The following is a 22,828-nucleotide window of genomic DNA, read 5'->3' on the forward strand; positions in this document are numbered from 1 at the left end:
TCAGTGTTCCTCAGCCGCCGAGCACGACCCACCAGATCAGCAGCATCGTCGTGACGAACCCGCAGACGAAGTTGATCGCCAAGAACCGGCGCCAGCCACGGTTCGCCTCCTCGGCGCGGTCGTCGGGCACCGACCACCAGGGCGCCACCGTCACGAGGTACGGCACCACGAGAAGCGCCGCGAGGGGTCCGGGCCAGCGAGTCAGGAGCATCAAGACACCACCGAGCGCGTAGGCGACGAACGAGAACCGCACGGTCGCGCGCGCGCCGATCACGGTCGCGATCGATGCGATGCCGCCCTCGCGGTCGGCGACGACATCTTGCACGGCCCCGAACGCGTGGCTCGCAATACCCCACAGGAAGAACGCGCCGAGCAGGGCGTACAGCTGCGGGGTGAACGTCGCTCCGGCGAGCACCAGCCCGTAGACGGCGGGGCTGGTGAAGTGGGTGCTCGACGTCAGCGAGTCGAGGAACGGCCGCTCCTTGAAGCGGAGGCCGCCCAGCGAATAGGCGATCACCGCGAAGATGCTCACGGCGAGCACCAGCCAGCTCAGCGGGCTGCCGACCGCGATGAGGAACACCAGGAACGGCACGTTCGTGAGCACGACGGCCCGCAGGATCGCACTGTGGAAGCTGCGGTCGAGCATCGCCCCCTCGACGCCGCCCTTGCGCGGGTTGCGCAGGTCGCTCTCGTAGTCGAAGACGTCGTTGATGCCGTACATGGCGAGGTTGTAGGGGATCAAGAAATAGAGGATCCCGACGACCGCGATCAGCCAGTCGACCCTCGCGAAGTCGAAGTCGGTGACCTTGAGCAGGTCGCCCGGGCTCAGCGCACCGTCGGCGAAGCCGATGGTCCAGTCGCTGCCGCGACCGGCGGCGAGCCCCGGAGTGCCGGCCGAACCCAAGATGTACGCGGCGGCGAACGGGAACGCGGTGTTGATCCAGCTCAGCGGTCGGGAGACGGCAAAGAGCGCGCGAAGGGTTTTCACCGGGAGGGCCTCTCGTTCTGATTCGGGGCCGGGCGTCGTTCGAGCAGCACCCACAGTGACGGCAGCAGCACCAGCGCCGCCACCGCGTAGGCGAAGTCTTCGAGGGGCGCGATGCCGACGAAGACTCCGCTGATCTTGGCCTCGTCATACCCGACGAGGCCGATGCCGATCATGACGTTGTCGAAGACGGCGGTCATGACGAGCAGGATTCCGGCGACGAGAGCGGCGTCGGCGAGGCTGGCTCGCGGAGCACGACGACGACGCCGCACGACGAGAGCGGCGATGCCGGCCACGGCCGCGACGACGAGGAACGGAACATTCAGGCCCCAGTAGGTCACGGGTGCTCCTCGAGAGCGGGAGAGCCAGCTCGGGCCCCGTCGCTCCGGGCACGCAGCGCCCGGGTGATCAGCGGCACGCCGGCGGCCAGGTTCATCGTCAGGTAGCAAAGCAGCGTCAAGAAGAAGAGCTCCTCGACCGGCAGCTCACGGGCGATTTGAATGCCGGTCATGAAGCTGGTCTCGCCGCGGAAGAAGACGCCGAGGCCGATTCCGAAGAGATCCCAGACCAGGAAGAAGACGATTCCGGCGACGAGCACGACGGCGGCACGGCGTGCGTCTCGCCAGAAGAACAGTGTGAACCGTCGGTCGAGCACGACCATCCCGGTGAGGGCGACGAGCAGGCCGAGGAGGTAGAGAACCGGCATCAGGGCAGGTGAGGCTCGGGCAGAGGCTCGGTGCTGGTGTCGCCCCGGAGGTTCTTCAGCAGCACCTCGGCGCTGATCAGGCACATGGGGAGGCCGATTCCGGGCCGCACGGAGCCGCCGACATAGTGCAGACCACGGACCTTCTTCGACTGGTTGCCCGCGCGGAACATCGCGCTCTGCGCCAGCGTGTGCGCCGGCCCGAGCATGCTGCCCGACCACGAGTTGTAGTCGTCGACGAAGTCCTGCGGGCCGCGGCTGCGGCGGAGCACAATTCGAGAATTCAGGTCAGGAACGCCCGCCCAGTCAGCGATCTGCTGAATGACGGCATCGCCGAGACGCTCGAGCTGCCCCGGGCCTGAATTGTCAGCACCTGCGGCAGCACCATCGGCAGCGCCTTCAGAGCCAGCGGCACCCGGCATCGACCCCAGCCCGAGCTCAGGCTGCGCCGGCAACGGCACCAACACGAAGAGGTTCGTCTGCCCCTCCGGCGCGGTGTCCGGGTCGACGACCGACGGCTTGCAGACGTAGAACGACGGCGGCTCGGGAATGCTCTTCGGCTCATCGAAGATGCGGCCGAAGTTGTCATGCCAGTCGCGGGAGAACAGCAGCGTGTGGTGCTCGAGCTCAGGGATCTCGCCCTCGACACCCAGATACAGCAGCAGGGCACTCGGCCCGGGGTTCTTCTCGGCCCAGTACGACTCGCCGTACGTCTGCAGCTTCGCGGGGAGGAGCTTCGTCTCGGTGTGATGGAGATCGGCGGCGGAGACCACGAGGTCGGCGCGGAGGAGGTGCGTCGTGCCGCTCGCGTCAGACCACTCGACACCGGTGGCTCGGGGGTGGAGGCCGCCGCTGGTTCGGATCCTTGTCGCTGTCGCCTCGGTGACGATCGTCACGCCGGCGTCGCGGGCGAGCCGCTCGATGCTGCCGATGACGGCACTGATGCCGCCCATCGGGTACTGCACGCCGTCGTCGAGATCCAGCGTCGACATGAGGTGGTACATGCTCGGAGTCTCGAAGGGCGAGGAGCCCAAGAAGACGGCCGGGTAGCCGAGGATCTGCCGAAGACGAGGATCGGAGACGGTGCGACCCACGAACGAGTCGAGATTCTGCAGCAGCAGCCGCGCGAGCTTGGGCAGCCGCGTCAGCACGTCACGGCGCAGCAGCGGCAGCAGGGTGCGGAACGACGTGTAGAGAAAGCGGCGCTTGGCGATGTCGTACGTGTCGCGGCTGGAGGCGAGATAGTCGCGTATGCGGGCGCCCGCGCCGGGCTCGATGCGGTCGAACAGGTCGACGTTCTTCTCGAGGCCGAGCGGGATGTCGATCGGCTCGCGCTCGCCCTCGAAGTAGACGCGGTAGCCCGGGTCGAGGGCGCGGAGGTCGAGTTCAGCCTCGGCGGTCGTGCCCATCAGGCGGAAGAAGTGGTCGAACACCTCGGGCATGAGGTACCAGCTCGGGCCCATGTCGAAGCGGAATCCGTCGGCCTGCCACGACGAGGCGCGCCCGCCGACCTGGTCGGACTTCTCGAGGATCGTGACGTCGTAGCCGTCGCGGGCAAGCAGCCCTGCCGAGGCCAGACCCGAGATGCCGCCGCCGATGATGACGACGCGCTGGCCGTTCTTGGCGCTCTGGCCCTTCTTGGGGCTCTGGCTGTTTTTCGAGCTCAGACCGTTTTTCGAGCTCAGACCGGACTCGGTACTCATCGGGCTCCCACCGTCGTGATGCGGCCCGCCGCCGAGGCAGCGGCGATCCGCAGTTTGACCGGGTTCGGCACCCGGATCCGCGTGTGCATCAGCTCCGACGCCGGCGTCACTGCCAGGCGTCGATTGAGCTCGGCGAAGAGACCGTGGGCGAGGGCCACGGCGCGACGCGATGAATTCGGCAGCAGCGGGATGATCTCGCCCGACACCCGGAGGTCGTCGTCGATGTCAGCCACAAGGCGGTCGCGCTCGGCATCGGTGAACGACGTCGGGTCGACGCCCGGAAAGTAGCTGCGGCCGAGGGTCTCGAAGTCGTCGGAGAGGTCGCGCAAGAAGTTGACCTTCTGAAAGGCGGCGCCGAGAGCCCGCGCCCCGCGAACGAGCCGCTCGCTGGTGACTTTGTCGTACGACCGGCCCTGCACGAACGCCCGCAGGCACATCAGGCCGACCACCTCGGCCGACCCGTACACGTAGGTGTCGAACGACTCGGCATCGTGCTCGGACTGCTCGAGGTCGTTGCGCATCGACGTGAAGAACGGCGCGGTCAGCTCGGCGCCGAAGCCGGTCTCGCGGGCGGTCGCGGCGAACGCGTGCACGACGAGGTTGGCGCTGAATCCGAGTTGGATCGCCTGCTCGGTTTCGGCTTCGAAGGCATCGAGGATCCGGGCGCACACCTCGGCATCATTTCCCGCCTCGGCCGCCGGGCCATCGACGATCTCGTCGGCCACTCGCACCAGCGCATAGATGTTCTCGACGTGCGAGCGCACCTCGGCACCGAGCAGACGCGACGCCAGCCCGAACGAGGTCGAGTAACTGCGGATGACGTCGGCCGACGCCTCATGGGCGACGCGGTCGTACAGGGCCAGGCGAGTCATCGAGTCCGTTCGAGCACGGTGTCGACGATGGGGCGGAGCACGTCGCGGAGGTCGTTCGAGATGACCTCGCTGTCGAGCACGGCGAGCGCGCGGTCGGCGTGCTCGTCGATGAGACGCTCGGCCAGTGCCCGCGACCCGCAGGAGTCGAGGCGACCGCGCACGTGCTCGGCCTCCTCGCGGGTGAGGTCGGCCTTGCCGATGAACGGGCGGATGGCGAACCACTCGTCGGTGGTCGCCGCATGGGCGATCAGCACGGTCCGCTTGCCCTCGCGGAGGTCGCCGAGAGTGGTCTTGCCGGTTTCCTCTTCGACCCCGTAGACCCCGAGAAGGTCGTCGACGATCTGGTAGGCGATGCCGACCTCGCGACCGAACGCCTCGAGAGCGTCGACGACGGCGTCGTCGGCTCCGGCGAGGATCGCCCCGGCCATGAGCGGGGCCTCGAACGAGTAGACGGCGGTCTTGGCGCGCTCCATCTCGAGGATCTCGGCGACAGTCGGCATCTCGGGGGCGAGGCTCAGCTCGACATCGAGCAGCTCACCGCCGGCGCTGGCGAAGATGGCGTCGTCGAGCACGTCGAGGAGTCTCGCCCTGACGTCTGCCTCGCACGTGACGGCGAGGAGGAGGCGGCTCGCACCGGTGAGAGCGAGGTCGCCGGCGATGACCCCGGCGCTCATGCCGCGGTGCTCAGCGGCCGGAGTGGAGAAACCGGCCGTCGTCGCCGTGTCGCGGTAGCTGCCGGAGACGTTGGGGATGCCGCGGCGCGAGAAGTCACGGTCGATCACGTCGTCGTGGACGATGAGCGCGGTGTGCAGCAGCTCAAAAGCGGCTCCTACTGCAGCACAGGCGTCTTCGTCTCTGCCGCCGAGACCTTCGTAGGCGGCCACGACCATGCGCGGCCGGAACCGCTTGCCGCCGATCGAATTGCGCTCGAGCACGTTCCAGAGGTCGACGTACCGGGCTCCGAGGAGAGAGGCGCGTCGCTTGCCCTCGGCGAAGAAATCGCCGAGCACGCCGTCGACCCGCTCGGTCGTCGAGAGGGCTGACGCCGTAGTGTCAGAGGACGCCCCACCGTCCATAGGCCTACCTCGCATCTCTGCGAGCAGGTGATCACCGTCCATTAGGGCAGACTACCGCGAGATGAATCCCGAACCCCAGGCACTTCCCCAGCAGTCGACCGCTGCCGACACCGTTCTCCACGACGAGCTCGTGGTATTGCTCGATGAGGGGGGAAATCCCTCGGGGGTGTACCCCAAGCGCGACGTGCACACCACCGAGACGCCGCTCCACCTGGCCTTCTCCTGCCACGTCGCGAACGACGCCGGAGACATTCTCGTCACCCGTCGCGCACTGACTAAAGCCACCTGGCCCGGCGTCTGGACCAACTCGTTCTGCGGCCACCCGGCACCGGGGGAGACCCCGGCCGAGGCCGTCCAGCGGCGGGCGTTCCAGGAGCTGGGCATGGAGGTCGCCGAGATCACGCCGATCCTGCCTGACTTCCGCTACCGCGCGGTCGATGCGTCGGGCGTCGTCGAGAACGAGATCTGCCCGGTGTTCACGGCCATCGCCGTCGGTTCACCTCAGCCGTCGCCCGACGAGGTCGCCGAGTGGGCCTGGGTGTCTCCCGCCGACCTGCGCGCCTCGGTGGCGGGCGCACCCTTCGCCTGGAGCCCGTGGCTCGGCTGGCAGCTCGAGGCCTGGCCCAGCTAGCCGCGGTCTTGCGGCCGGGCGGGCTGGCTGCTGCCTCAGGCCGCGCTTGCCAATTTGCGAGTGATCCGGGCGATTCGCCGCGCGCATTCCGCCGAATCGCGCGTTTCGCTCTCAAATTTGCGGAAGGGCGCGGTCGAACTACCGAGCGCGCTCGGCCATCCAGGCCTCGACGTCACCGGGCTCGCGGGGCAGCGCCGCCGACAGGTTGATCGACGAGGTCTCGGTCACGACGAGGTCGTCTTCGATCCGGATGCCCATGCCCCGCAGCTCGGCCGGTACCGTCAGGTCGTTCTGCTGGAAGTACAGCCCGGGCTCGACCGTGAGCGCATTGCCGGCCGACAGCACGCCGGTGAGGTACGAGGCCTGCGGCGCGTGGTTGCAGTCGTGGATGTCCATGCCGAGCATGTGGCCGGATCGCGAGATGCTCCAGCGGCGCTGATACAGGGCAGAAGGATCCATCGCCTCGTCGACCGAGCACGTCAGCAGTCCGAGATCGATGAGGCCCTCGCTGAGCGAACGCGCACAGGCATCCTGGTAGGCCTGGAACGCGACTCCGGCCCGGAGCGTGTCGATACCGGCCTGCTGGGCGCGTAGCACGATCGAGTAAACGTCGCGCTGCAGGCTCGAGAATTCGCCGGTGACCGGAAGGGTGCGAGAGACGTCGGCCGAGTAGAGCGACTCGAGTTCGACGCCCATGTCCATCAGCACGAGGTCGCCATCGCGGAGGGGCCCCGAATTGGACGTCCAGTGCAGCGTGGTGGCGTGCGCCCCGGATCCTACGATCGATCCGTAGGCGGGGCCTTCGCCGTCGAGGCGCGCACGACGGGTGAAGGTGCCCTCGAGGTAGCGCTCGCCACGACCGGAGGCGCGAGCCGCCGACCACTCTCGAGCGCAGTCGTCGAAGCCGAGCACGGTTGCGTCGACCGCGGCCTGGAGCTGCCCGATCTCCCAGTCGTTCTTGATCAGACGGAGCTCGTCGAGGGTGCTCTTGAGCAGCAGGTGCGGCTCGAAGTCGGGCCCGCAGATCGACTTGACGAGCTCGTCGACCCGGTCGTCGAGGGTCGGCAGCACGCGGACCCGCTTGGCCCGCCGAGCCGCGCTCGCGAGGTCGGCCTCGAAGTCGTCGAGGGAGCGGCACTCGATGCCCAGGGCGTCCTGCGTCTCGCGGAGCGACGGACGCGGCCCGACCCACAGGTCGCCGATGGCGTCGTTGCGCCAGAACTCGTCGGTCTCGCGACCAGACGGAGCGTGCAGGTACAGCACGGCGCCGGCCTCGCCACCGGTCGTGTCGACGAGGAGCACACTCGAGGCCGAGCGGTTGCCGGTCAGCCAGAGGTGGTCGGTGCCGGGGCGGAATCCGAACGAGGTGTCGTTCGACCGGGTGCGGATTTCGCCAGTGGGGATTACCAGCAGCTCTGCCGGCAGCGCCTCGGCCAGCCGGGCGCGACGCTCGGCCGTGTACGAGACGACCGGGTCGTCGGCCGTGAGCACCGGAGCGGCATCGCCCCAGCCAGCCAGCATGAAGGCGCCGTTACCGGGGAGCGGAGCGCGATTCTGCGCCCGCGGCATGCGCCAGAGAGCGGACGGGTGAGCGTCGACGGTCGTCACGCGGGGGTCCTTTCGAGAGCGGCGGGCAGGGCCGCGGTCCAGTCGACGCGATCGGCCTCCGCCGGGGCGAGCGGCAGCCGGCCCGACCCGTCGGGCACCGGGATCGCCGCCAGTAGAGCACGCGTGTAGGGGTGCACCGGGTTCTGCCAGATCGTCTCGGTGTGGCCCGACTCGACGATGCGCCCGCGGTACATCACGAGCGTGCGGTCGGCGATGCGCCTGACCACTGAGAGGTCGTGCGAGATGAAGAGCATGCCGGCACCGGCCTCGACGCTGAGCGTGCGCATCAGGGCCGCGACGCTGGTCTGGGTCGAGGCGTCGAGGGCCGAGATCGGCTCGTCGGCGACCAGCAAGCGCGGCCTCGCGGCGAGCGCCCGGGCGATGGCGATGCGCTGCTTCTGCCCGCCCGAGAACTCGTGCGGATAGCGGCCGACCATGGCCGGGTCGAGGCCGACGCGCGAGAGCCACTCCGCGGGATCGGACGGCTCATCACCGCGGGCGACAGCGGCCCGCACTCCGTCGCCGATCTGCTCCCCCACCGGGCGGCGGGGGTTCAGCGACGAGTTCGGATCTTGGAAGACCATCTGCACGCCGGTCATCTCGGTGCTTCGGCGTCGCAACCCGAGCACGGGCACCTCGGTGCCACCGAGCAGCACGGAGCCGCCGGCGCGCTTCTCGATGCCGACCACCGCGCGGGCGAGGCTCGACTTGCCGCAGCCGCTCTCGCCGACGAGCGCGACGACCTCGCCGGGGGCGATGGTGAGCGACACCCCGTCGACGGCGCGGAGAGCGGGTCGGCGGTATTCGACGGCGACGTCGGTCGCGGTCAGCACGGGGCCCGCGGTGCTGCGAGGGCGGCCGGTGCCGGTGCCGCCGGTGCCGCGAGTGCCGCCGGTGCGTGGCTCAGGAGTCATGGTGTCCGCCTTCTGCGAGCAGATCGTCGACGAGCTCGTCGGGGGTCTCTTCGAGCGTCGACCCGGGCAGGGCCGCCAGCAACGACCTCGTGTAGTCGTGCTGCGGCGCGGTGAACAACTGCTCGCGCGGCGCCGACTCGACCACGACGCCCTGGCGCATGACCGTCACCACGTCGGCGACGGCACTCATCACGCCGAGATCGTGCGTGACGAGCAGCACGCTGAGCCCGCCCTCGTCGACGAGCTCGCGCAGCAGGTGCAGCACGCCGGCCTGCACGGTCACGTCGAGCGCGGTGGTCGGCTCGTCGGCCAGCAGCACGTCGGGGCCGCACGCCAGCGCGACGGCGATAGCGATCCGCTGCCTCTGTCCGCCCGAGAACTGGTGGGGGTACTTCGCGAGAGCGCCCGCAGGATCCGGCACCCGCACCCGATCGAGCAGCCCGTGCGCCTGCTCCTGTGCTGCCGCCTTGCTCAGCTTCAGGTGGTGCCGCAGGTGATCGGTGAGTTGGCGCCCGACCGTGAGCTGCGGGTGGAGGCTGGTCGAGGGATCCTGGAACACCATCGCCACGCGACGGCCGCGAATGGCGCCGAGCACCTGGCGCGACGCCCCCACGAGCTCGACGGAGTCGCCACCCGCCGAGACGGGGGTCGACAGGAGGATCGAGCCGGTGGCGGTCATGGTGTCGGGGAGCAGGCCGAGGACGGCCAAGGCCGTCATGGTCTTGCCGGATCCTGATTCGCCGGCGAGGCCGTGGATGCGACCGCGTTCGAGCGCGAGATCGATGCCGCGGACGATCGGCCGGGGGCCGTCGGGTGTACGGAGGTCGATGCGCAGATCGGTGATGGTGAGCGAGTCGGTCACAGGGTCGGGCCTCCCCCGCGCAGCGTGCGCGACTTCGGGTCGAGGGCGTCACGAAGGGCGTCGCCGACGAAGTTGAACGCAACCACGATCGTGAGGATCGCCAGGCCCGGGAACACGCCGAGCCACCACGAGTCGAAGTTCTGGACGGCGTCGGAGACCATCGAGCCCCACTCGGGAGTCGGCGGCTTGGCCCCGAGCCCGAGGAACGACAGACCGGACAGCAGCAGGATGGCCGTGCCGATGTCGAGACTCGCGAGCACCAGGATCGGCCCGACGATGTTCGGGGCGATGTCGCGCCAGAGCGACCGCAGCGGGCTGAAGCCGAGCAGTTGCCCCGACACGACGTAGTTCGAGGTGCGGAGCCCGAGCACGAGGCCGCGGGTCAGCCGCGCGTACGACGGCCACGACACGATCAGCGCCGCGAGCACTGCGTTGAGCAGCGAGGCGCCGAGGGCTGCCGCGATCACCATCGCGAGGATCACCGTCGGGAACGCCATCACGAGGTCGGTGACGCGCATGATCAGCTCGTCGACCCAGCGGCCAAAGAAACCGGCGACCGCCCCGAGGATCGCGCCGATCAGCACGCTCATCACGACCAGCAGCAATGCCAGCGGGATCGTGACGCGAGCACCCGACAGCAGCCGCGAGAACACGTCGCGACCGAGCGCGTCGGTGCCGAGGAACGTGCCCTGGCCGGGCGCCTGGAGGATCGGCAGGTCTTGCGCGAGGGGATCGTGCGGCTGGATCACCGGGGCGAGGATCGCGATGACGATCCACAGCAGAGCCACCAGCGCGCCGGCGATGCCGAGCGGGGCCGACCAGCGGCCGAGCCGCAGTCGCGGGCGACGCCAGCGGCCGGGAAGGTCGAGCGCGGGATCTGACGCGGCGGCTTTCGAGGACGCCCGGTCGAGCGTCGGCCGGCTCACGACGCCAGCCTGACGCGCGGGTCGATGACTCCGTAGAGAAGGTCGACGATGAGGTTCACCAGCAGGTACATCACTCCGATCAGGAGGCCGACGCCCATGACGCCGGGAAGGTCGAGGTGCGACGCGGCCTGGTACGCGTAGCTGCCGATGCCTGGCCAGGCGAAGATCGACTCCACCAGCACGGTGCCGCTCAGCAGGCTGCCGAAGGCGAGGCCGACGACGGTGAGGATGGGGATGCTCGCGCCACGGAGCACGTAGCTCCAGATCACTGTGCGGGTCGGAAGGCCCTTGGCACGGGCGGCCCGGACGTAATCCTGATCGAGGATCTCGAGCACGGCCGTGCGGACGAACCGGGTGAGCAGGCCGACCGTGTACAGCGTCAGCACGAGCACAGGCAAGAAGAGGTGCGCGGCCGCGTCGAGGAACGTGTCGAGCTGACCGGCGAGCAGAGCGTCGACCGTGTAGAGGCCGGTGATCGTCGGCGGAGCGTTGAAGTCGCTGCTCAGCCGACCCGAGCCCGGAGCGATGTGCAGCTTGAAGTAAAAGACGTAATAGAGCACGAGCGCCAGCCAAAAGGTCGGCACGCTGAGGCCCGCGAGCGAGACGACGCGGAGCACGTGGTCGGACGCCTTGCCGCGGCGGTAGGCCGCGACCGTGCCGAGCACGACGCCGATGATCACGCTGAGCACAATGGCGCCGATCGCGATCTCGAGCGTCGCGGGAAGTGCCGAGGAGAGGTCGGACGTCACCGCGTTGTGCGTGGTGGTCGACGTGCCGAGGTCGCCGTGCAGGAGGTTGCCGAGGTAGGTGAAGTACTGCACCACGAGCGGCTTGTCGAGGCCGTACTCCGACTGGAACTGAGCGACGATCGCGGGGTCTTCTGCGGCCCGCTGGCCGAGCGCCGCCGCGACCGGGTCACCCGGCACGAGGTTCGTCAGGATGAACGTCACCAGAGTGACGCCGACCACCAGCAGCAGCGAGGTGATCACGCGACGCAGGGCGTACCGGGCGAAGGGGTGACCCCCGCGCGACACGGAGCGTGCGCGCGGGGGTCGGGTGGCGGTGCTGGTTGTCACAGTCGACTACTTGCTGCGGAGGGCCGCGATATCAATGGTCCATACGGCGTTGTAGACGACGCCGGTGACGTCGGACGCGGCCGCGATGTTGTTGCCCGGCTGCAGCAGCGGGATGAACGGGCCGTCGTCGTTGAGCGCCTTCTGCAGGTCTTCGAACTGCGTCTGACGCTCGTCGTTCGAGCCGCCGACCGCTGCCGCATCGGCGAGCTTCGAGATCGCCGGGTCGGCACCCGCGGCCCAGCCGGCACGCAGACCGACGACGTTGCCCGGGGTGAAGACGAGGTAGTCGCTGGGGTCGGGGTAGTCGGGGCCCCAGTACCAGAGGCCGACGGTCTCGGTGCCGTTGCGGTAGGCGTCGAGCTCGGTCGCGACCGGAGCCGGAGCGAGGTCGACCGTGATGCCAGCGGTCTTGAGCTGCGATTGCAGGCGCTGAGCGATCGTCGGGAACTCGATGCCGTTGAGCGTGATGTCGCTGGGGAAGTTCAGCGTGATCTTCTCGCCGTTGTACCCGCTCTTGGCGAGGTCGGACTTCGACGCGGCCAGGTCTTGCTTGAGGGCATCGCCCTCACCGAGAGCACCGAGGAACATGCTCGGCACGACGCCGGCCGCCTGAGCGGTGCCGGTGCCGGCGATCGACACGAGGTCGTCGAAGTCGATGGCCTCTTTGACGGCCTTGACGAAGTCGGGGTTGCTGGTGATCTTCGACACCTTGGAGCTCTGGTTGAGCAGCAGGAAGATCACATTGGCCGACGGGTCGCTGGTGACGTCGACCGAGGATCCGAGCCCCGCCGCCTGCGTACCCGACAGATCGAGGGCCACGTCGGCACTGCCACCCTGCACGTTGATCTTCTGGGTGGCGCCCTCAACGTTCTGGATCACGACGCGGCCGTATCCGGGCTGCTCGCCGTCGTACTTCTTGTTGGCCGTCAGAACGACCTTCGACGACAGGTTCAGCGAGTCGAGCACGTACGGGCCGGAGCCGGCGGAGTGGGCGTTGAGGTATTTCTCGGCGGTGTCGCTCGAGTCGGTCGCTCCGCCATTGGCCTTGACGACCTTGGAGTTGAGGATGCCGAGCGCCGGGTTGGCGAGGATCGACGGGAGCGCCGGGGTGGCGGTCTTCGTGGTCAAGACGACGGTCTTCGCGTCTTTCTTCGTAACGGTGACGCCGGCCAGGAGGAACGACGGGTTGCCCTTGAGGCCGATGACGCGCTGGAGCGAGAACACGACGTCGTCGGCCGTCATCTCGGTGCCGTCGGAGAAGGTGTGCGTGCCGTTCAGGGTCAGGGTGAACGTCTTCGCATCGGACGACTCGTCGAGGCTTGCAACGCCGTCGACGACCTTCGAGACGTCGCCGCCCTTGAAGGTGAGGAGGGTCTCGTAGAGGGCCTTGTCGACCAGCTGGCCGGTCGGCTCGTACATGCGGCCCGGGTCGGCGGTCTTGAGGTCGAACGCCTTGTCGATGGTCAGCGTCTTCGACGCGCCGTCGGTGCTCGAGGCCTTGCCGGACGAGCAGCCGGCGACGACGAGGGTGAGGGCGATGGCTGCTGCACCGATCGCGACTCGCTTCGCCGTGTGCTTCGTGGTAGTGGAGCTGTTTCGCGTGGAAAAAGCCACGTGTTCCTCCTGGGGGGAAAGGGGGGTCACCTTGGACGGTGTGGAGAAACTGTGGCACGATTCCGAGCACGTCTTCACCTCAGGCCCCGATCTGTGGATAAATTGCGACTCACCCCCCGATGGGAGTACCAAGTGTCGAACACCGAGCAAGACAACCGCCCGGCCCCTGGACAAAGGGCGACCGGTCTCGATGAGGTGGATCTTCGGATCCTCGGGGTGCTCCGCGAGAACGGACGCATCTCGATGGCCTCACTCGCCGAGACCGTCAACGTGTCGAGAGCCAGCGTCTACAACCGCGTCGAGCGGATGACCGCGACCGGCGTGATCACCGGCTTCACCGCCCAGATCGACCCGGGCATGGTCGGCCTCGACGTGTGCGCACTCGTGTTCGTGACGGTGCACCCGCAGAGCTGGCACCGGTTCCGCGAGGGCATTCTGCAGATGCCCGACGTCGAGTACTGCTGCATCACGACCGGCGAGCACGACGCCATGCTTCTCGTGCGATCCCTGGATATCGGCGGGGTTCACGACTTCGTGACCGGTGTCGTGGCCGCGCGGCCCGAGGTGAAATCGGTGGTGAGCGTGGTCATCCTCGACGAGGTGGTGAGCAAGTCGTACCTACTGCCGACCGACATTCCCGACCGCTCCGGCTCGTCGAACCGGCTCGGCATGACACGGTTCACGACCGCGGGGAACGGGCGCGACTCGGTTCGCTGAGGCTGTCGGCGTCGCCCGTTCTTCTAGCTCTCGTGCGGTGCCGACTCCTCGACGCACACGCTCACGTGGTCGACGCCGTCGATCTCGAAGCGCTCCACGAGGCGTACGCCGTCCGGCCCCGTCACGACCTCACTGCCGCCCGTGCCCGCGACGACAGAGCCGTCTTCGACGAGGACATGCACGAACGAGACGGATAGGTCGTCGCCGACCCGCGTGCCGACAAAACGTCCAAAAGTGACGGTGTCGCCGTCGTAGTCGCCCCAGATCACGCCGTCTTTCTCGAAGTAGCGGAAGCGCGAAGGCGAATCGGGGTCGACAGGGCTGTTGGTCGACGACTCCATCACGAATCGGCGGGAATCGAGGCTGGGAGCGAGTGCGGGCTGGACGGTCACGACACGAGTATGAATGCCGGGCCGCTCCCGTTCCAGTCGAGTGCAGAACGTCCAGGATCCGGGCGCCGCCGCCGCTCCGACTGGACGAATGCGCGCCTGTCGCCGCCAATCGGGCACAGCCCGCTTCCCTTGCACATTTGAGAGTGATCGCGGCTGCGGGCCGGGCCGATCTGCGTCGGGTCGCGCGTTTCGCTCTCGAATTTGCAGGCGGGGCGCCGGATCCTGGGCCCCGGCGCTGCCTTTGCAAATTTGAAGGAGATCCTCGCGACACGCCGCACCGATCGGCCTCACTTTTGCCGGATCGCGAGTTTCTCCTTCAAATTCGGCAGGGCAGCAGCAAAACAGAGGTAGCAGCTAGCCGCGAGCGGACGACGGCTCGGCGCCGGTGTCGGTCGCGCTGAAGTTCTGGAACGACCGCGACGCCGTCGGGCCCCGCTGCCCCTGGTAGCGCGACCCGTAGACCGATGAGCCGTAGGGGTTCTCGGCCGGCGACGACAGCCGGAAGTAGCAGAGCTGCCCGATCTTCATGCCCGGCCACAGCTTGATCGGCAGCGTCGCGACGTTCGAGAGCTCGAGGGTGACGTGGCCCGAGAATCCGGGGTCGATAAACCCGGCGGTCGAGTGCGTCAGCAGGCCGAGCCGACCGAGCGACGACTTGCCCTCGAGGCGCGCCGCGATGTCGTCGGGCAGGCTGACCCGCTCGTAGGTCGAGCCGAGCACGAACTCGCCCGGGTGCAGGATGAACGGCTCGTCGGGCTTCGACTCGACGAGGTGCGTCAGCTCGGGCTGATCGACGGCGGGGTCGATGAATGGGTATTTGTGGTTGTCGAACAGCCGGAAGAAGCGGTCGAGGCGCACATCGATGCTCGACGGCTGAATGAGGCTGGGGTCGTGGGGGTCGAGCCCGATTCGTCCGAGTTCGAGTTCGGCCTTGATGTCGCGGTCGGAGAGCAGCACGCGGTCAGCCTACTGAACCGGGGCCCGCCGCAGCCTGCGTCGACAACTCAGGCCACAAGGATCCGGCCCGACCCCGCTCCAGCCCCGACACCGCTCTCCCCTCGACCCCGCCCCCACCCCGCGTCGCGTCGCGTCGCGTCGCGTCGGCAACTCAGGCCATAAGCGTCCAGCCCACCGGAAACCCCAGGGTGCAGGATCGGGGGATGCGCTTAGTCCTGATTTCTCAGCCGGGAGGGCCCGAGGCCCTCGTTCCCGCAACCGCCCCCGACCCCGTGGCCGGCCCCGGCGAACTCCTCATCCGCGTCGCGGCCGCCGGCATCAACCGTGCCGACGTCGGCCAGCGCCAGGGCAACTACCCGCCGCCTCCCGGAGCCCCCGAGTGGCCCGGGCTCGAGGTCTCGGGCACGATCGAGGCCATCGGCCCGGCGATCGAGACGGCCAGCGCCAGCGACTCCGGCGATGGCGACGGAACCGGAACCGGCACCGGCACCGGCACCCCCGAGTGGCAGGTCGGCGACCAGGTCTGCGCTCTCCTCGCGGGCGGCGGCTACGCCGAACTCGTCGCGGTCGATGCGCGTCTCGTGCTTCCCGTCCCCGCCGGAGTCGACCTCGTCGAAGCCGCCGGCCTCCCCGAGGTCGCCGCGACCGTCTGGTCGAACGTGTTCTGGCACGCGGGCCTGCAGCCGGGCGAGACGCTTCTCGTGCACGGCGGAACCAGCGGCATCGGCACATTCGCGATCCAGCTCGCGACGGCGCTGGGGTCGAAGACGATCGCAACCGCAGGATCCGACGCCAAGATCACCTTCATGAACGACCTCGGCGCCGCGGGAGTCAACTACCGCACGACCGACTTCGTCGAAGCGGCGAAGCAGCTCACGGACGGCCGTGGCGTCGACGTGATCCTCGACCTCGTCGGCGGCGACTACCTGGCGCGCAACATCGACGCGCTCGCGATGAACGGCCGGATCATGGTGATCGCCAACCAGAGCGGCGAGGCGTCATCGTTCCAGCTGGGGGCGCTCATGCAGAAGCGCGGACGCATCTGGGCGACCACCCTGCGCGCCCGGCCGATCGAGGAGAAGGCCGAGATCGTGGCCGGAGTGCGCCGCGATGTGTGGCCGCTGGTCGAGCGCAGCATGGTGAAGCCGATCATCGACGAGGTGTTCCCTCTCGACGAAGCCGCCGACGCCCATCGGAGGATGGACGCCGGCGGGCACATCGGCAAGCTGCTGCTGAAGGTGTAGCGGGGCCGAGCTGGCGTCCGACCGCTCGGCGCAGACCCGCGGAGACGGCTCAGACCCGCAAGATCGGCCTAAACACCTGCCCCAGGGCGAATGTTTAGGCCGACTTTGCGGGTCTGTGCCGATCTGGGGCGTTTAGCCGAGGGCAGGCGCGTCAGCGAACGCGCGAGTCAGCCCCGGGCCGCACCGGCGACGCACCGACAACTTCGACCAGCACCGGGATCTCCGCTTCTCCGCCGAGCACGCGGTCGAGGCCGCGCACCGCGCCGGAGGCCGCTTGGACGGCATCGGTCGGAGCTGATCCGGCGGTGAGTCGCAGACGGACCTTGAGCGCGGGCGCACCCTTCAATTCGTACGCGACCACCGAGACCGAAGCCACGTCACGGCGAGAGGACAGCGCGTCGACCAGGGCGGTCTCGGCGAAGCTCGACGAAACGATCACGCGTCCGGCGTTCTCGTCGAGGTCGACCACCCGGTCGGTGCGTCCGCGGCCGCGGGTCACGACGGCCACCAGAGCGATGATGACGATCAGCAGGCAGAGCACGGCGAGCAGCCACGGCAGGTAGCTGCCGTCGAACGGCTCGTTGCCGCCGGCCCGGGTGTTCGAGAGGGCCGTCGACTGGGCGTCGCGGGCGGTGGTCAGCCAGTCGCGCAGGAGCGGTGCTGCGGGCAGCGCCGTCGCAGCGACGAAGAGGCCGACGGCGAGCGAGATGACGCCGAGCACGATCAAGAAGAGGCGGTTCGCAAAGCGATTCGTGGTGGTCATGCGCCGAGCCTTCCGTTCGGAGTGACGCGCGCTTCGGCGGTCACCGGCGGGCGGTACGCGATGCGACCGAGCTCGTCGTTGGCGGCGCGCAGCACGGCATCGGTGTCGGCGGTGGAGCCCGACGCCGGGGTGATCGTGATGCGGGCGCTCGAGCGAGCGACCCACGCGGTGACCTGGCCGGGAGCGAGACCGCCGGCGATCCGTGCGTTGCGGGCGAGAGAAGCGGCAATCACCTGGTCGTCGACGACGACGGCGACGCGGTCGTCGTCGATCGTGTGGCGACCGCGACGACCCGGGGTGAGCCCGATCACGGCGAGCACGAGGCCGAGGATGGCCGCGGCGATACCGGCCGCGATGACGAGCGCGGGCTGCGCGGTCGCGGCCGACAGCAGAGTGGCTACGGCGTCGACGGGCGAGAACAGCAGCGGCGGTTGGCCGAGCGCCGCGTATACGGCCTCGACGCCGACGTACCCGACCACGAGGATCAGCACGATCAGCATCACGACGGTGGCCCCGGAGCGCGACGAGTGAGTCTCGCGACGCAGGATCCGCCGGGTCACCCCCGAAGGAACGCGCGCCACGGCAGACGTCGGCTTCGACTGGGAGCCCGCCGAGGGATCCTTGGTGGGTGCGGTGGTCATCGCAGCTCCTCTTTCTTTTCGAGCTGGCTACCGGTGATTGTCACGTCGACACGCGACACGGCGCGACCGGCGATCTCGTTGATGCGACGGGTGACGGTCTCTTGGAGCGAACGCACGGTGCCGATCACTCCGCCGACGGGAGCCTCGGTCGCAGCGTCGAGCCGTGGGATCGTCAGCGGGGTCGCGACGCGGAGGGCCAGCCGGCCCTCGTCGTCGTGCGCGTCGACCCGCACGTCGTGGTGCGAGACACGCAACGCTTCGGCGACGATGGCGCTGCCCACGCGCTGAAGAGCGCGCGGGGCGATGCTCACGTGGCCGGGGATGACCGGGCTCGCACCCGGCACGTCACGGCTGAGAGTGGCCGTCGGGGAATCAGGATCCGACGACCACTCGCTGGAGGCCGCGCCGGCTGCGTCGCCGGTCGCGGCGGTGTGGGGACCCATCAGGACGAGCGCCGTCCGCGCAACACGTCGAGAAGACTCGAGGCGTCGAGCTTGCCGGAGGCGATCCGGCCGACGAGGGCGCCGACAGCGATGAACACGGCGACGAGAAGGAAGGCCCAGAAGCCGAACGCCACCGCGACGACGCCGAGCACGGCGCCGATCGCGATACCGGTGGTGGTGGCGGTCACGAGACGCGGCTCTCGGCGGGCTGGTCGTCGTTGTCGTCGTCGTCACCGGGGATGTGCACGTCGTTGATGGCGACGTTGATCTCGGCGACCTCCATGCCGACGAGCTCGGTGATCGCCTGGGCGACCGCGACACGGACCTGCTCGGCGACGGAGTTCATCGGCACCGGGTACTCGACGACGATGGTGACGTCGGCGGCGACTTGGGTCTCGCCGACCTCGACACGCACACCCTGCGACAGGTCGGTCGAGCCGATCACGTCGCGGATCGCGCCGAACGCACGAGCGGCACCGCCACCGAGGGCGTACACGCCGGGAACCTCGCGGGCGGCGATGCCGGCGACCTTCGAGATCACGCTGTCGGCGATGACGGTCTTACCGGTCGCGGCGGAAGCGGTGACGGCGCTCGACGTGGTGGTGACCGGCGTCGCGACCTTGTCGACGCGGCTGGTCGAGGTCGGGGTGGTCGAAGTCGAGGTGGGAACGGTGGGCTTGGTGTCGGCCATGTGATGCTCCTTCGATGCGTGAGGGGGCGACGAAATCGCCGCTCAGAAGTGAGACGGTACCCGCTCCAGAAACGTCACGGAATTCGTTGAAAAAGTTTTCGGGGCCCCCGTTTGTCGTCGGCATGGTGTTTGCTGAACGGGTGAAGGTCGCCGCATCTCCTGAGGCCCCGCACCCGCCCGAGCAGCAGCTCGCCCCCCAGGCCGGTGCCGGCCTCGACGGTGCCTCCGACGGGCTTCTCGCTCGCCGGGCCGCCGATGGCGATTCACGAGCCTTCGAGGTGCTCCTCCGCCGCCATCTCTCGCTTATGACCGCCTATGCAGTCCGCCTCACCGGTTCGCGGGCCGACGCCTCCGATGCCGTCCAAGAGGCGTCGATCGCCATCTGGCGCGAGCTGCCGACGCTGACCACCCCCGACGCGGTGCGCGGCTGGATGATGCGCATCGTGTCGCGCAAGGCCTTCGATCTGATGCGCGCGCGGAAGCCGGTGGATGACATCGACGACGAGGCGGTCTCGAACCGGTTGCCGGTGAGCGAGTCCGCGGATCCTGCGCGTCTCGCCGTCACCGGCGACGCCATGGCCGGCCTGCGCGCGGCGCTCGATCGACTTCCGCGTCTGCAGAGGCAGAGCTGGATCCTGCGCGAAGTCGGCGGTGAGTCGTACGGCGAGATCGCCGAGCACCTCGGCATCACCACCACAGCAGCCCGCGGTCAGCTCGCCCGCGCCCGAGAAACCCTGACCCGAGAGATGGAGGCGTGGCGATGAGCGAGCAGACCGTGACGCTCGAGCGGCTATCCGACTACCTGGATTCGGGCCGGTTCCCCTACGACCCCGAGATCGAAGACGTCCCCGAGAACGCCGGGCAACTGGCCGTGCTGCAGCGGCTCCGCTCGCTCTCGGGGCGCCTCATCTCCGACGAGGCCGCAGCCGAGCCGGAGCCCGACCCGAGCTGGTTCTCCGGGGTGATGGACCGCGTGCGCCGCGAGGCCCGCTCCGGGCGAGACATCCCTTTGCTCGCGAGCGACGCGTTCGAGACCCTCCACGTGACCGAGGGCGCAGTGCGAGGCCTCATCCGCGAGGCCGGCGACTCAGTGCCCGGAGCCGTCGTCATCTCGTGCTCGATCGATGGTTCGGTCACCGAGTTGGGCGCGCCACTCCACATCGAGGTCACGATCAGCGCTCTCCGCGGCGAGTTCGTGCCCGCCATGGCCGACGAGGTGCGGCAGGCGGTGGCCGATCGGCTCACCGCGCAAGAGCTGGTGGTCGAGACCGTCGACATCGTGATCGGCGACGTGCACCTGCTCGAAAGCGAGGCCTCGCAATGAGCCTCGACGTGTCTCGCAGTCTCGCCGACGAGATACTCGCCCTTGCCAAGGCAACGCCCGGGGTCGCTGGCGTCTACGCCCGACCCGGCATCGGCCAGCTGTCGCGCATCGTGCGCGAGGGCGTCGCGGTCGTCTCGGGCTCGGGCTCCGACGGCTCGGTGTCGCCCATCGACGTGCACGTGACCGACGAGGCCACCCGCATCGAGTTCGACGTCGCCCTCGCGCCCGGGCAGGTCGGCCCCGCTGTTGCCCGGGCGGTGGCTGCTGCCGCTCGCACCGCCGCCGCCGCGAGCGGGTTGCCGCCGGCCGTGGTCGACGTGCGGGTGGTGTCGCTGGGCTGAGCGGGCTGAGCTCGGGCCTCTGTTTGCGCTTTTGCTCGTCAATTTGAGAGCGAAACGCGCTCTCCGGCGCCGATTGGCCCGGCGCGCCACCCCGATCGCTCTCAAGTTGGCAAGCGGGGCGGCGGGGCGCAGGATCCGGCGCCGGCGCCGGCGCCGGCGCCGGCGTGGTCATTTTCCAGAAGTTTTGCGGCGCCACCCCCGCCGATCGGCCCGGGCTCGGCCCCGCACGCGGGTTCTCCTCGATCGTGACCGCCGCCCGAGGTGACTGTCCGCGATCTGCTGATGTTCGGGGCCGAACACCAGCAGATGCTGGACACTCACCGCCCGAAGCCCGAGGCCCGAGGCCCGAGGCCCCAGACCCGGGGCCTGGGGCCTAGGGCCTGGGCCCCGAGCCCCGAGCCGAGACACCGCTAGCGGACGCCCGACGCCTCGACCGCAAACGCCGACCGGAACGCTGCCAGCGCCGCATCGGTGTCAGCGCGCGCCCACCCCTCCAGCGCCACCACGCCGCCGTAGCCGAGCCGCCGCAGCGCACGAGCGATGCCGGAGTAGTTGACCTCACCGGTGCCGGGCTCGTATCGGCCCGGCACATCGGCGATCTGGATCTCGCCGACCAAGGGCAGCGCGCGCTCGATGAGCTCGATGAGGTTTCCCTCGCCGATCTGCGCGTGATGGAGGTCGAGGTTGAGGCGCAGGTGGGGGCTGTCGACGGCTTCGACGAGGGCGATCGTGTCGGCCGCGCGGGCGAACGGGACGCCCGGATGGTCGACCGCGGTGTTGAGGTTCTCGAGCGTGAAGACCCGTCCGTGACGCTCGCCGAGGCGGGCCACCGACTCCAGCGTGCGAGCCGCGGCCAGCCAGTCGCGGCCGGTGACCGACGAACGGGGGGCGACGGGGAGCCCCTGAGGGTCGAGCCCGGTGCCGTGCAGATTGAGACGGGGCGAGTCGATGATCTCGGCGGCCTCGAGCGAGCGCTCCGCCGTCGCGAGAAGCTCGCCCTGCCCGGCCTCGTCGGTGAGGTTGCCGGTGATGTAGCCCGTCATGGAGGAGAAGACCGCACTCGTTGCTGCCAGCGCAGGCAGGTCTTTCGTGGTCCAGTCCCAGATCTCGACCTGAAACCCGGCCTCGGCGAGACGGGAAACGCGCTCGACGACGGGGAGCTCGAGAAAGAGCATCTCGGCACACGCGGCGAGAGTCGGCGTCTCAGGGCCGCTCATGCGACAGCACCGTCGGCTGCGAGACGCACGACTGCACCGGTCTCGATCGAGGCGCGGGCGGCGAGTGCCAGCACGAGCGCTGCGCGGGCATCGTCGCCGGTCGCTCCGACGACGACGCCGGTGCGGACGGCCTCGACGAAGGAGACGAGCTCGTCGGTGTAGGCCTGGTGGAACAGGTCGATGTTGAGCCGGGTGGTCTCAGACTGCTCCCCCTCCGAATCGAAGAAGCGCATGGTCGTCGCGCGCACATCACCCGCGGTCACCATTCCTTCCGATCCGAAGACTTCACCACGCACGTCGTAGCCGTAGGAGGCCTGGAAGTTCGCTTCGGCCACCGCGAGAGCGCCGTTGTCGTAGCGGATCGTGACCACGGCCGTGTCGAGCAGGCCGCCATCTTTGAAGTCGGGCGCGACCAGAGCATCGGCCAGTGCGACGACCTCGACGGGGGTCGCTCCGGCGTTGAACCAGTTGAGCGTGTCGAAGTCGTGGATGAGCGTCTCGTTGAAGATGGTCCACGGCTTGATCGCGCCGGGGTTCGCGAGCCCGGGGTCACGGGTGAGAGAGCGCAGCAGCTGCGGCGTGCCCACCTTCCCGGCTGCCACCACTCGGTTGGCGGCGGCGAAATCGGTGGAGAATCGCCGGTTGAAGCCCACTTGTAAGGGGACTCCGGCCGCAGCGGCCGCGGCGATCGCCCGGTCGGCGTCGTCGAGGGTGAGGGCCATGGGCTTCTCGACGAAGATGGCCTTGCCCGCTTCGGCGGCAGCTACAACGAGGCCCGTATGGGTGAAGGCCGGCGACGAGATGACGACCCCGTCGATGTCGGGATTCGCGATCAGGTCGGCGGCGTCGAGATAGGTCTGGGTCACTCCGAGCGGCTCGGCGACTCGCTCCGCAGCCCCGGGAACCGGGTCGGCAACGGCGACGAGCTCGGCTCCGGGCACCCTGAGAGCGATGCTCTGGGCGTGGAACGCGCCGATCCAGCCGGAGCCGATGAGCCCAAGCCGGACCGGCCCGAGCCGGACGTGCCCGAGCCCGACGGGCCGGCCGGTGGTGGTGTCAGACATGAGTGTGCCTCCTGCACTTCTTCGTGGGCCGCGCACGGCGGCAAGACGAACACAAACTAGCACG

At 69.1% G+C, this 22,828-nt stretch carries 27 protein-coding genes; 6 read left to right on the forward strand and 21 right to left on the reverse strand.

The genetic code is table 11. The annotated features are described in order from the left end of the window. Positions 1-10 precede the first annotated feature (10 nt). From ASF54_RS09330 to ASF54_RS09355, 6 genes are read right to left on the reverse strand one after another with little or no spacing between them, the layout of a single operon-like run. Entirely contained in the window at positions 11-988 is a 978-nt protein-coding gene (locus tag ASF54_RS09330) for a prenyltransferase (protein ID WP_442855776.1), read from the reverse strand. Then, positions 985-1,326 carry a lycopene cyclase domain-containing protein gene (locus ASF54_RS09335; RefSeq protein WP_055961244.1) on the reverse strand — a complete coding sequence of 114 codons (342 nt, stop codon included), beginning with the start codon at positions 1,324-1,326 and terminating at the stop codon, positions 985-987. Before ASF54_RS09335 ends, ASF54_RS09330 begins: the two co-directional genes overlap by 4 nt. Then, positions 1,323-1,691, reverse strand: coding sequence for a lycopene cyclase domain-containing protein (locus ASF54_RS09340; RefSeq protein WP_055961246.1), 369 nt, complete (start codon positions 1,689-1,691; stop codon positions 1,323-1,325). Before ASF54_RS09340 ends, ASF54_RS09335 begins: the two co-directional genes overlap by 4 nt. Next, positions 1,691-3,391, reverse strand: a complete 1,701-nt coding sequence (gene crtI / locus ASF54_RS09345; protein WP_084816066.1) for a phytoene desaturase family protein — start codon at positions 3,389-3,391, stop codon at positions 1,691-1,693. Before crtI ends, ASF54_RS09340 begins: the two co-directional genes overlap by 1 nt. Then, positions 3,388-4,263, reverse strand: a complete 876-nt coding sequence (locus ASF54_RS09350; RefSeq protein WP_055961249.1) for a phytoene/squalene synthase family protein — start codon at positions 4,261-4,263, stop codon at positions 3,388-3,390. Before ASF54_RS09350 ends, crtI begins: the two co-directional genes overlap by 4 nt. Continuing rightward, the gene (locus tag ASF54_RS09355; protein WP_084816067.1) at positions 4,260-5,381 is read right to left on the reverse strand and encodes a polyprenyl synthetase family protein; all 1,122 of its coding nucleotides are present in this window, start codon (positions 5,379-5,381) and stop codon (positions 4,260-4,262) included. The genes ASF54_RS09350 and ASF54_RS09355 overlap by 4 nt, the downstream gene beginning before the upstream one ends. Positions 5,382-5,400: 19 nt before the next feature. Here ASF54_RS09355 and idi point away from each other — a divergent pair, with 19 nt between their 5' ends. After that, the gene (gene idi / locus ASF54_RS09360; RefSeq protein WP_084816068.1) at positions 5,401-5,970 is read left to right on the forward strand and encodes an isopentenyl-diphosphate Delta-isomerase; all 570 of its coding nucleotides are present in this window, start codon (positions 5,401-5,403) and stop codon (positions 5,968-5,970) included. A 138-nt stretch (positions 5,971-6,108) separates the two neighbouring features. Here idi and ASF54_RS09365 read toward each other — a convergent pair whose 3' ends face one another. The 6 genes from ASF54_RS09365 to ASF54_RS09390 are packed head-to-tail and all read right to left on the reverse strand — an operon-like array spanning position 6,109 to position 12,970. Further along, positions 6,109-7,578 (reverse strand): aminopeptidase P family protein, encoded by a 1,470-nt coding sequence (locus ASF54_RS09365; RefSeq protein ID WP_200919585.1) that lies wholly within the window; start codon positions 7,576-7,578, stop codon positions 6,109-6,111. Further along, positions 7,575-8,492 carry an ATP-binding cassette domain-containing protein gene (locus ASF54_RS09370; RefSeq protein ID WP_084816069.1) on the reverse strand — a complete coding sequence of 306 codons (918 nt, stop codon included), beginning with the start codon at positions 8,490-8,492 and terminating at the stop codon, positions 7,575-7,577. The genes ASF54_RS09365 and ASF54_RS09370 overlap by 4 nt, the downstream gene beginning before the upstream one ends. After that, complete coding sequence (locus ASF54_RS09375) at positions 8,482-9,354, reverse strand: ABC transporter ATP-binding protein (protein WP_055961253.1); 873 nt, start codon at positions 9,352-9,354, stop codon at positions 8,482-8,484. Before ASF54_RS09375 ends, ASF54_RS09370 begins: the two co-directional genes overlap by 11 nt. Continuing rightward, positions 9,351-10,280 carry an ABC transporter permease gene (locus ASF54_RS09380; RefSeq protein WP_200919586.1) on the reverse strand — a complete coding sequence of 310 codons (930 nt, stop codon included), beginning with the start codon at positions 10,278-10,280 and terminating at the stop codon, positions 9,351-9,353. Before ASF54_RS09380 ends, ASF54_RS09375 begins: the two co-directional genes overlap by 4 nt. Continuing rightward, complete coding sequence (locus tag ASF54_RS09385) at positions 10,277-11,356, reverse strand: ABC transporter permease (RefSeq protein ID WP_084816070.1); 1,080 nt, start codon at positions 11,354-11,356, stop codon at positions 10,277-10,279. Before ASF54_RS09385 ends, ASF54_RS09380 begins: the two co-directional genes overlap by 4 nt. 6 nt (positions 11,357-11,362) lie before the next feature. Beyond that, positions 11,363-12,970, reverse strand: coding sequence for an ABC transporter substrate-binding protein (locus ASF54_RS09390; RefSeq protein ID WP_235480988.1), 1,608 nt, complete (start codon positions 12,968-12,970; stop codon positions 11,363-11,365). Positions 12,971-13,102: 132 nt separating this feature from the next. Between ASF54_RS09390 and ASF54_RS09395 the strand changes: the two genes are divergently transcribed. Then, on the forward strand, positions 13,103-13,687 hold the full coding sequence (locus ASF54_RS09395; RefSeq protein WP_233572956.1) for an Lrp/AsnC family transcriptional regulator: 585 nt from the start codon (positions 13,103-13,105) through the stop codon (positions 13,685-13,687). A gap of 23 nt (positions 13,688-13,710) precedes the next feature. Here ASF54_RS09395 and ASF54_RS09400 read toward each other — a convergent pair whose 3' ends face one another. Both ASF54_RS09400 and dcd read right to left on the reverse strand, forming a co-directional pair. Beyond that, the gene (locus ASF54_RS09400; protein ID WP_235480989.1) at positions 13,711-14,079 is read right to left on the reverse strand and encodes a hypothetical protein; all 369 of its coding nucleotides are present in this window, start codon (positions 14,077-14,079) and stop codon (positions 13,711-13,713) included. 354 nt (positions 14,080-14,433) lie between these two features. Next, positions 14,434-15,036, reverse strand: coding sequence for a dCTP deaminase (gene dcd, locus ASF54_RS09405; RefSeq protein WP_055961259.1), 603 nt, complete (start codon positions 15,034-15,036; stop codon positions 14,434-14,436). Positions 15,037-15,239: 203 nt separating this feature from the next. Here dcd and ASF54_RS09410 point away from each other — a divergent pair, with 203 nt between their 5' ends. Beyond that, complete coding sequence (locus ASF54_RS09410) at positions 15,240-16,280, forward strand: NAD(P)H-quinone oxidoreductase (RefSeq protein ID WP_055961262.1); 1,041 nt, start codon at positions 15,240-15,242, stop codon at positions 16,278-16,280. 151 nt (positions 16,281-16,431) lie between these two features. On the opposite strand, the gene ASF54_RS09415 is transcribed toward ASF54_RS09410, so the two are convergent. The 5 genes from ASF54_RS09415 to ASF54_RS09435 are packed head-to-tail and all read right to left on the reverse strand — an operon-like array spanning position 16,432 to position 18,818. After that, positions 16,432-17,043 (reverse strand): hypothetical protein, encoded by a 612-nt coding sequence (locus ASF54_RS09415; protein ID WP_055961265.1) that lies wholly within the window; start codon positions 17,041-17,043, stop codon positions 16,432-16,434. After that, complete coding sequence (locus ASF54_RS09420) at positions 17,040-17,684, reverse strand: DUF6286 domain-containing protein (protein WP_055961267.1); 645 nt, start codon at positions 17,682-17,684, stop codon at positions 17,040-17,042. The genes ASF54_RS09415 and ASF54_RS09420 overlap by 4 nt, the downstream gene beginning before the upstream one ends. Then, positions 17,681-18,127 (reverse strand): hypothetical protein, encoded by a 447-nt coding sequence (locus ASF54_RS09425; protein ID WP_055961270.1) that lies wholly within the window; start codon positions 18,125-18,127, stop codon positions 17,681-17,683. Before ASF54_RS09425 ends, ASF54_RS09420 begins: the two co-directional genes overlap by 4 nt. Further along, positions 18,127-18,315 carry a DUF2273 domain-containing protein gene (locus ASF54_RS09430; RefSeq protein ID WP_055961273.1) on the reverse strand — a complete coding sequence of 63 codons (189 nt, stop codon included), beginning with the start codon at positions 18,313-18,315 and terminating at the stop codon, positions 18,127-18,129. The genes ASF54_RS09425 and ASF54_RS09430 overlap by 1 nt, the downstream gene beginning before the upstream one ends. Continuing rightward, the gene (locus ASF54_RS09435) at positions 18,312-18,818 is read right to left on the reverse strand and encodes an Asp23/Gls24 family envelope stress response protein (protein WP_055961275.1); all 507 of its coding nucleotides are present in this window, start codon (positions 18,816-18,818) and stop codon (positions 18,312-18,314) included. The genes ASF54_RS09430 and ASF54_RS09435 overlap by 4 nt, the downstream gene beginning before the upstream one ends. Before the next feature lie 140 nt (positions 18,819-18,958). Here ASF54_RS09435 and ASF54_RS09440 point away from each other — a divergent pair, with 140 nt between their 5' ends. The 3 genes from ASF54_RS09440 to ASF54_RS09450 are packed head-to-tail and all read left to right on the forward strand — an operon-like array spanning position 18,959 to position 20,483. Next, entirely contained in the window at positions 18,959-19,582 is a 624-nt protein-coding gene (locus ASF54_RS09440) for an RNA polymerase sigma factor (protein WP_235480990.1), read from the forward strand. Further along, positions 19,579-20,142, forward strand: a complete 564-nt coding sequence (locus ASF54_RS09445) for a hypothetical protein (protein ID WP_157510098.1) — start codon at positions 19,579-19,581, stop codon at positions 20,140-20,142. Before ASF54_RS09440 ends, ASF54_RS09445 begins: the two co-directional genes overlap by 4 nt. Further along, positions 20,139-20,483 carry a hypothetical protein gene (locus tag ASF54_RS09450; RefSeq protein WP_055961281.1) on the forward strand — a complete coding sequence of 115 codons (345 nt, stop codon included), beginning with the start codon at positions 20,139-20,141 and terminating at the stop codon, positions 20,481-20,483. Before ASF54_RS09445 ends, ASF54_RS09450 begins: the two co-directional genes overlap by 4 nt. A 410-nt stretch (positions 20,484-20,893) precedes the next feature. Here the strand turns inward: ASF54_RS09450 and ASF54_RS09455 are convergent, their stop codons facing one another. Beyond that, positions 20,894-21,700, reverse strand: a complete 807-nt coding sequence (locus ASF54_RS09455) for a TIM barrel protein (protein WP_055961284.1) — start codon at positions 21,698-21,700, stop codon at positions 20,894-20,896. Then, positions 21,697-22,764, reverse strand: coding sequence for a Gfo/Idh/MocA family oxidoreductase (locus ASF54_RS09460; RefSeq protein WP_055961288.1), 1,068 nt, complete (start codon positions 22,762-22,764; stop codon positions 21,697-21,699). Before ASF54_RS09460 ends, ASF54_RS09455 begins: the two co-directional genes overlap by 4 nt. Positions 22,765-22,828 lie beyond the last annotated feature (64 nt).

It is taken from the genome of Frondihabitans sp. Leaf304 (assembly GCF_001423105.1).
Taxonomy (GTDB): domain Bacteria; phylum Actinomycetota; class Actinomycetes; order Actinomycetales; family Microbacteriaceae; genus Frondihabitans.

What these genes read in the sequence shown, in the direction of transcription:
- ASF54_RS09425 (WP_055961270.1), bottom strand. Translation starts at nt 18,127, where the DNA reads ATGGGTCCCCACACCGCCGCGACCGGCGACGCAGCCGGCGCGGCCTCC.
- ASF54_RS09340 (WP_055961246.1), bottom strand. Translation starts at nt 1,691, where the DNA reads ATGCCGGTTCTCTACCTCCTCGGCCTGCTCGTCGCCCTCACCGGGATG.
- ASF54_RS09455 (WP_055961284.1), bottom strand. Translation starts at nt 21,700, where the DNA reads ATGAGCGGCCCTGAGACGCCGACTCTCGCCGCGTGTGCCGAGATGCTC.
- ASF54_RS09450 (WP_055961281.1), top strand. Translation starts at nt 20,139, where the DNA reads ATGAGCCTCGACGTGTCTCGCAGTCTCGCCGACGAGATACTCGCCCTT.
- ASF54_RS09435 (WP_055961275.1), bottom strand. Translation starts at nt 18,818, where the DNA reads ATGGCCGACACCAAGCCCACCGTTCCCACCTCGACTTCGACCACCCCG.
- crtI (WP_084816066.1), bottom strand. Translation starts at nt 3,391, where the DNA reads ATGAGTACCGAGTCCGGTCTGAGCTCGAAAAACGGTCTGAGCTCGAAA.
- idi (WP_084816068.1), top strand. Translation starts at nt 5,401, where the DNA reads ATGAATCCCGAACCCCAGGCACTTCCCCAGCAGTCGACCGCTGCCGAC.
- ASF54_RS09370 (WP_084816069.1), bottom strand. Translation starts at nt 8,492, where the DNA reads ATGACTCCTGAGCCACGCACCGGCGGCACTCGCGGCACCGGCGGCACC.
- ASF54_RS09355 (WP_084816067.1), bottom strand. Translation starts at nt 5,381, where the DNA reads ATGGACGGTGATCACCTGCTCGCAGAGATGCGAGGTAGGCCTATGGAC.
- ASF54_RS09410 (WP_055961262.1), top strand. Translation starts at nt 15,240, where the DNA reads ATGCGCTTAGTCCTGATTTCTCAGCCGGGAGGGCCCGAGGCCCTCGTT.
- ASF54_RS09415 (WP_055961265.1), bottom strand. Translation starts at nt 17,043, where the DNA reads ATGACCACCACGAATCGCTTTGCGAACCGCCTCTTCTTGATCGTGCTC.
- ASF54_RS09445 (WP_157510098.1), top strand. Translation starts at nt 19,579, where the DNA reads ATGAGCGAGCAGACCGTGACGCTCGAGCGGCTATCCGACTACCTGGAT.
- ASF54_RS09420 (WP_055961267.1), bottom strand. Translation starts at nt 17,684, where the DNA reads ATGACCACCGCACCCACCAAGGATCCCTCGGCGGGCTCCCAGTCGAAG.
- ASF54_RS09350 (WP_055961249.1), bottom strand. Translation starts at nt 4,263, where the DNA reads ATGACTCGCCTGGCCCTGTACGACCGCGTCGCCCATGAGGCGTCGGCC.
- ASF54_RS09460 (WP_055961288.1), bottom strand. Translation starts at nt 22,764, where the DNA reads ATGTCTGACACCACCACCGGCCGGCCCGTCGGGCTCGGGCACGTCCGG.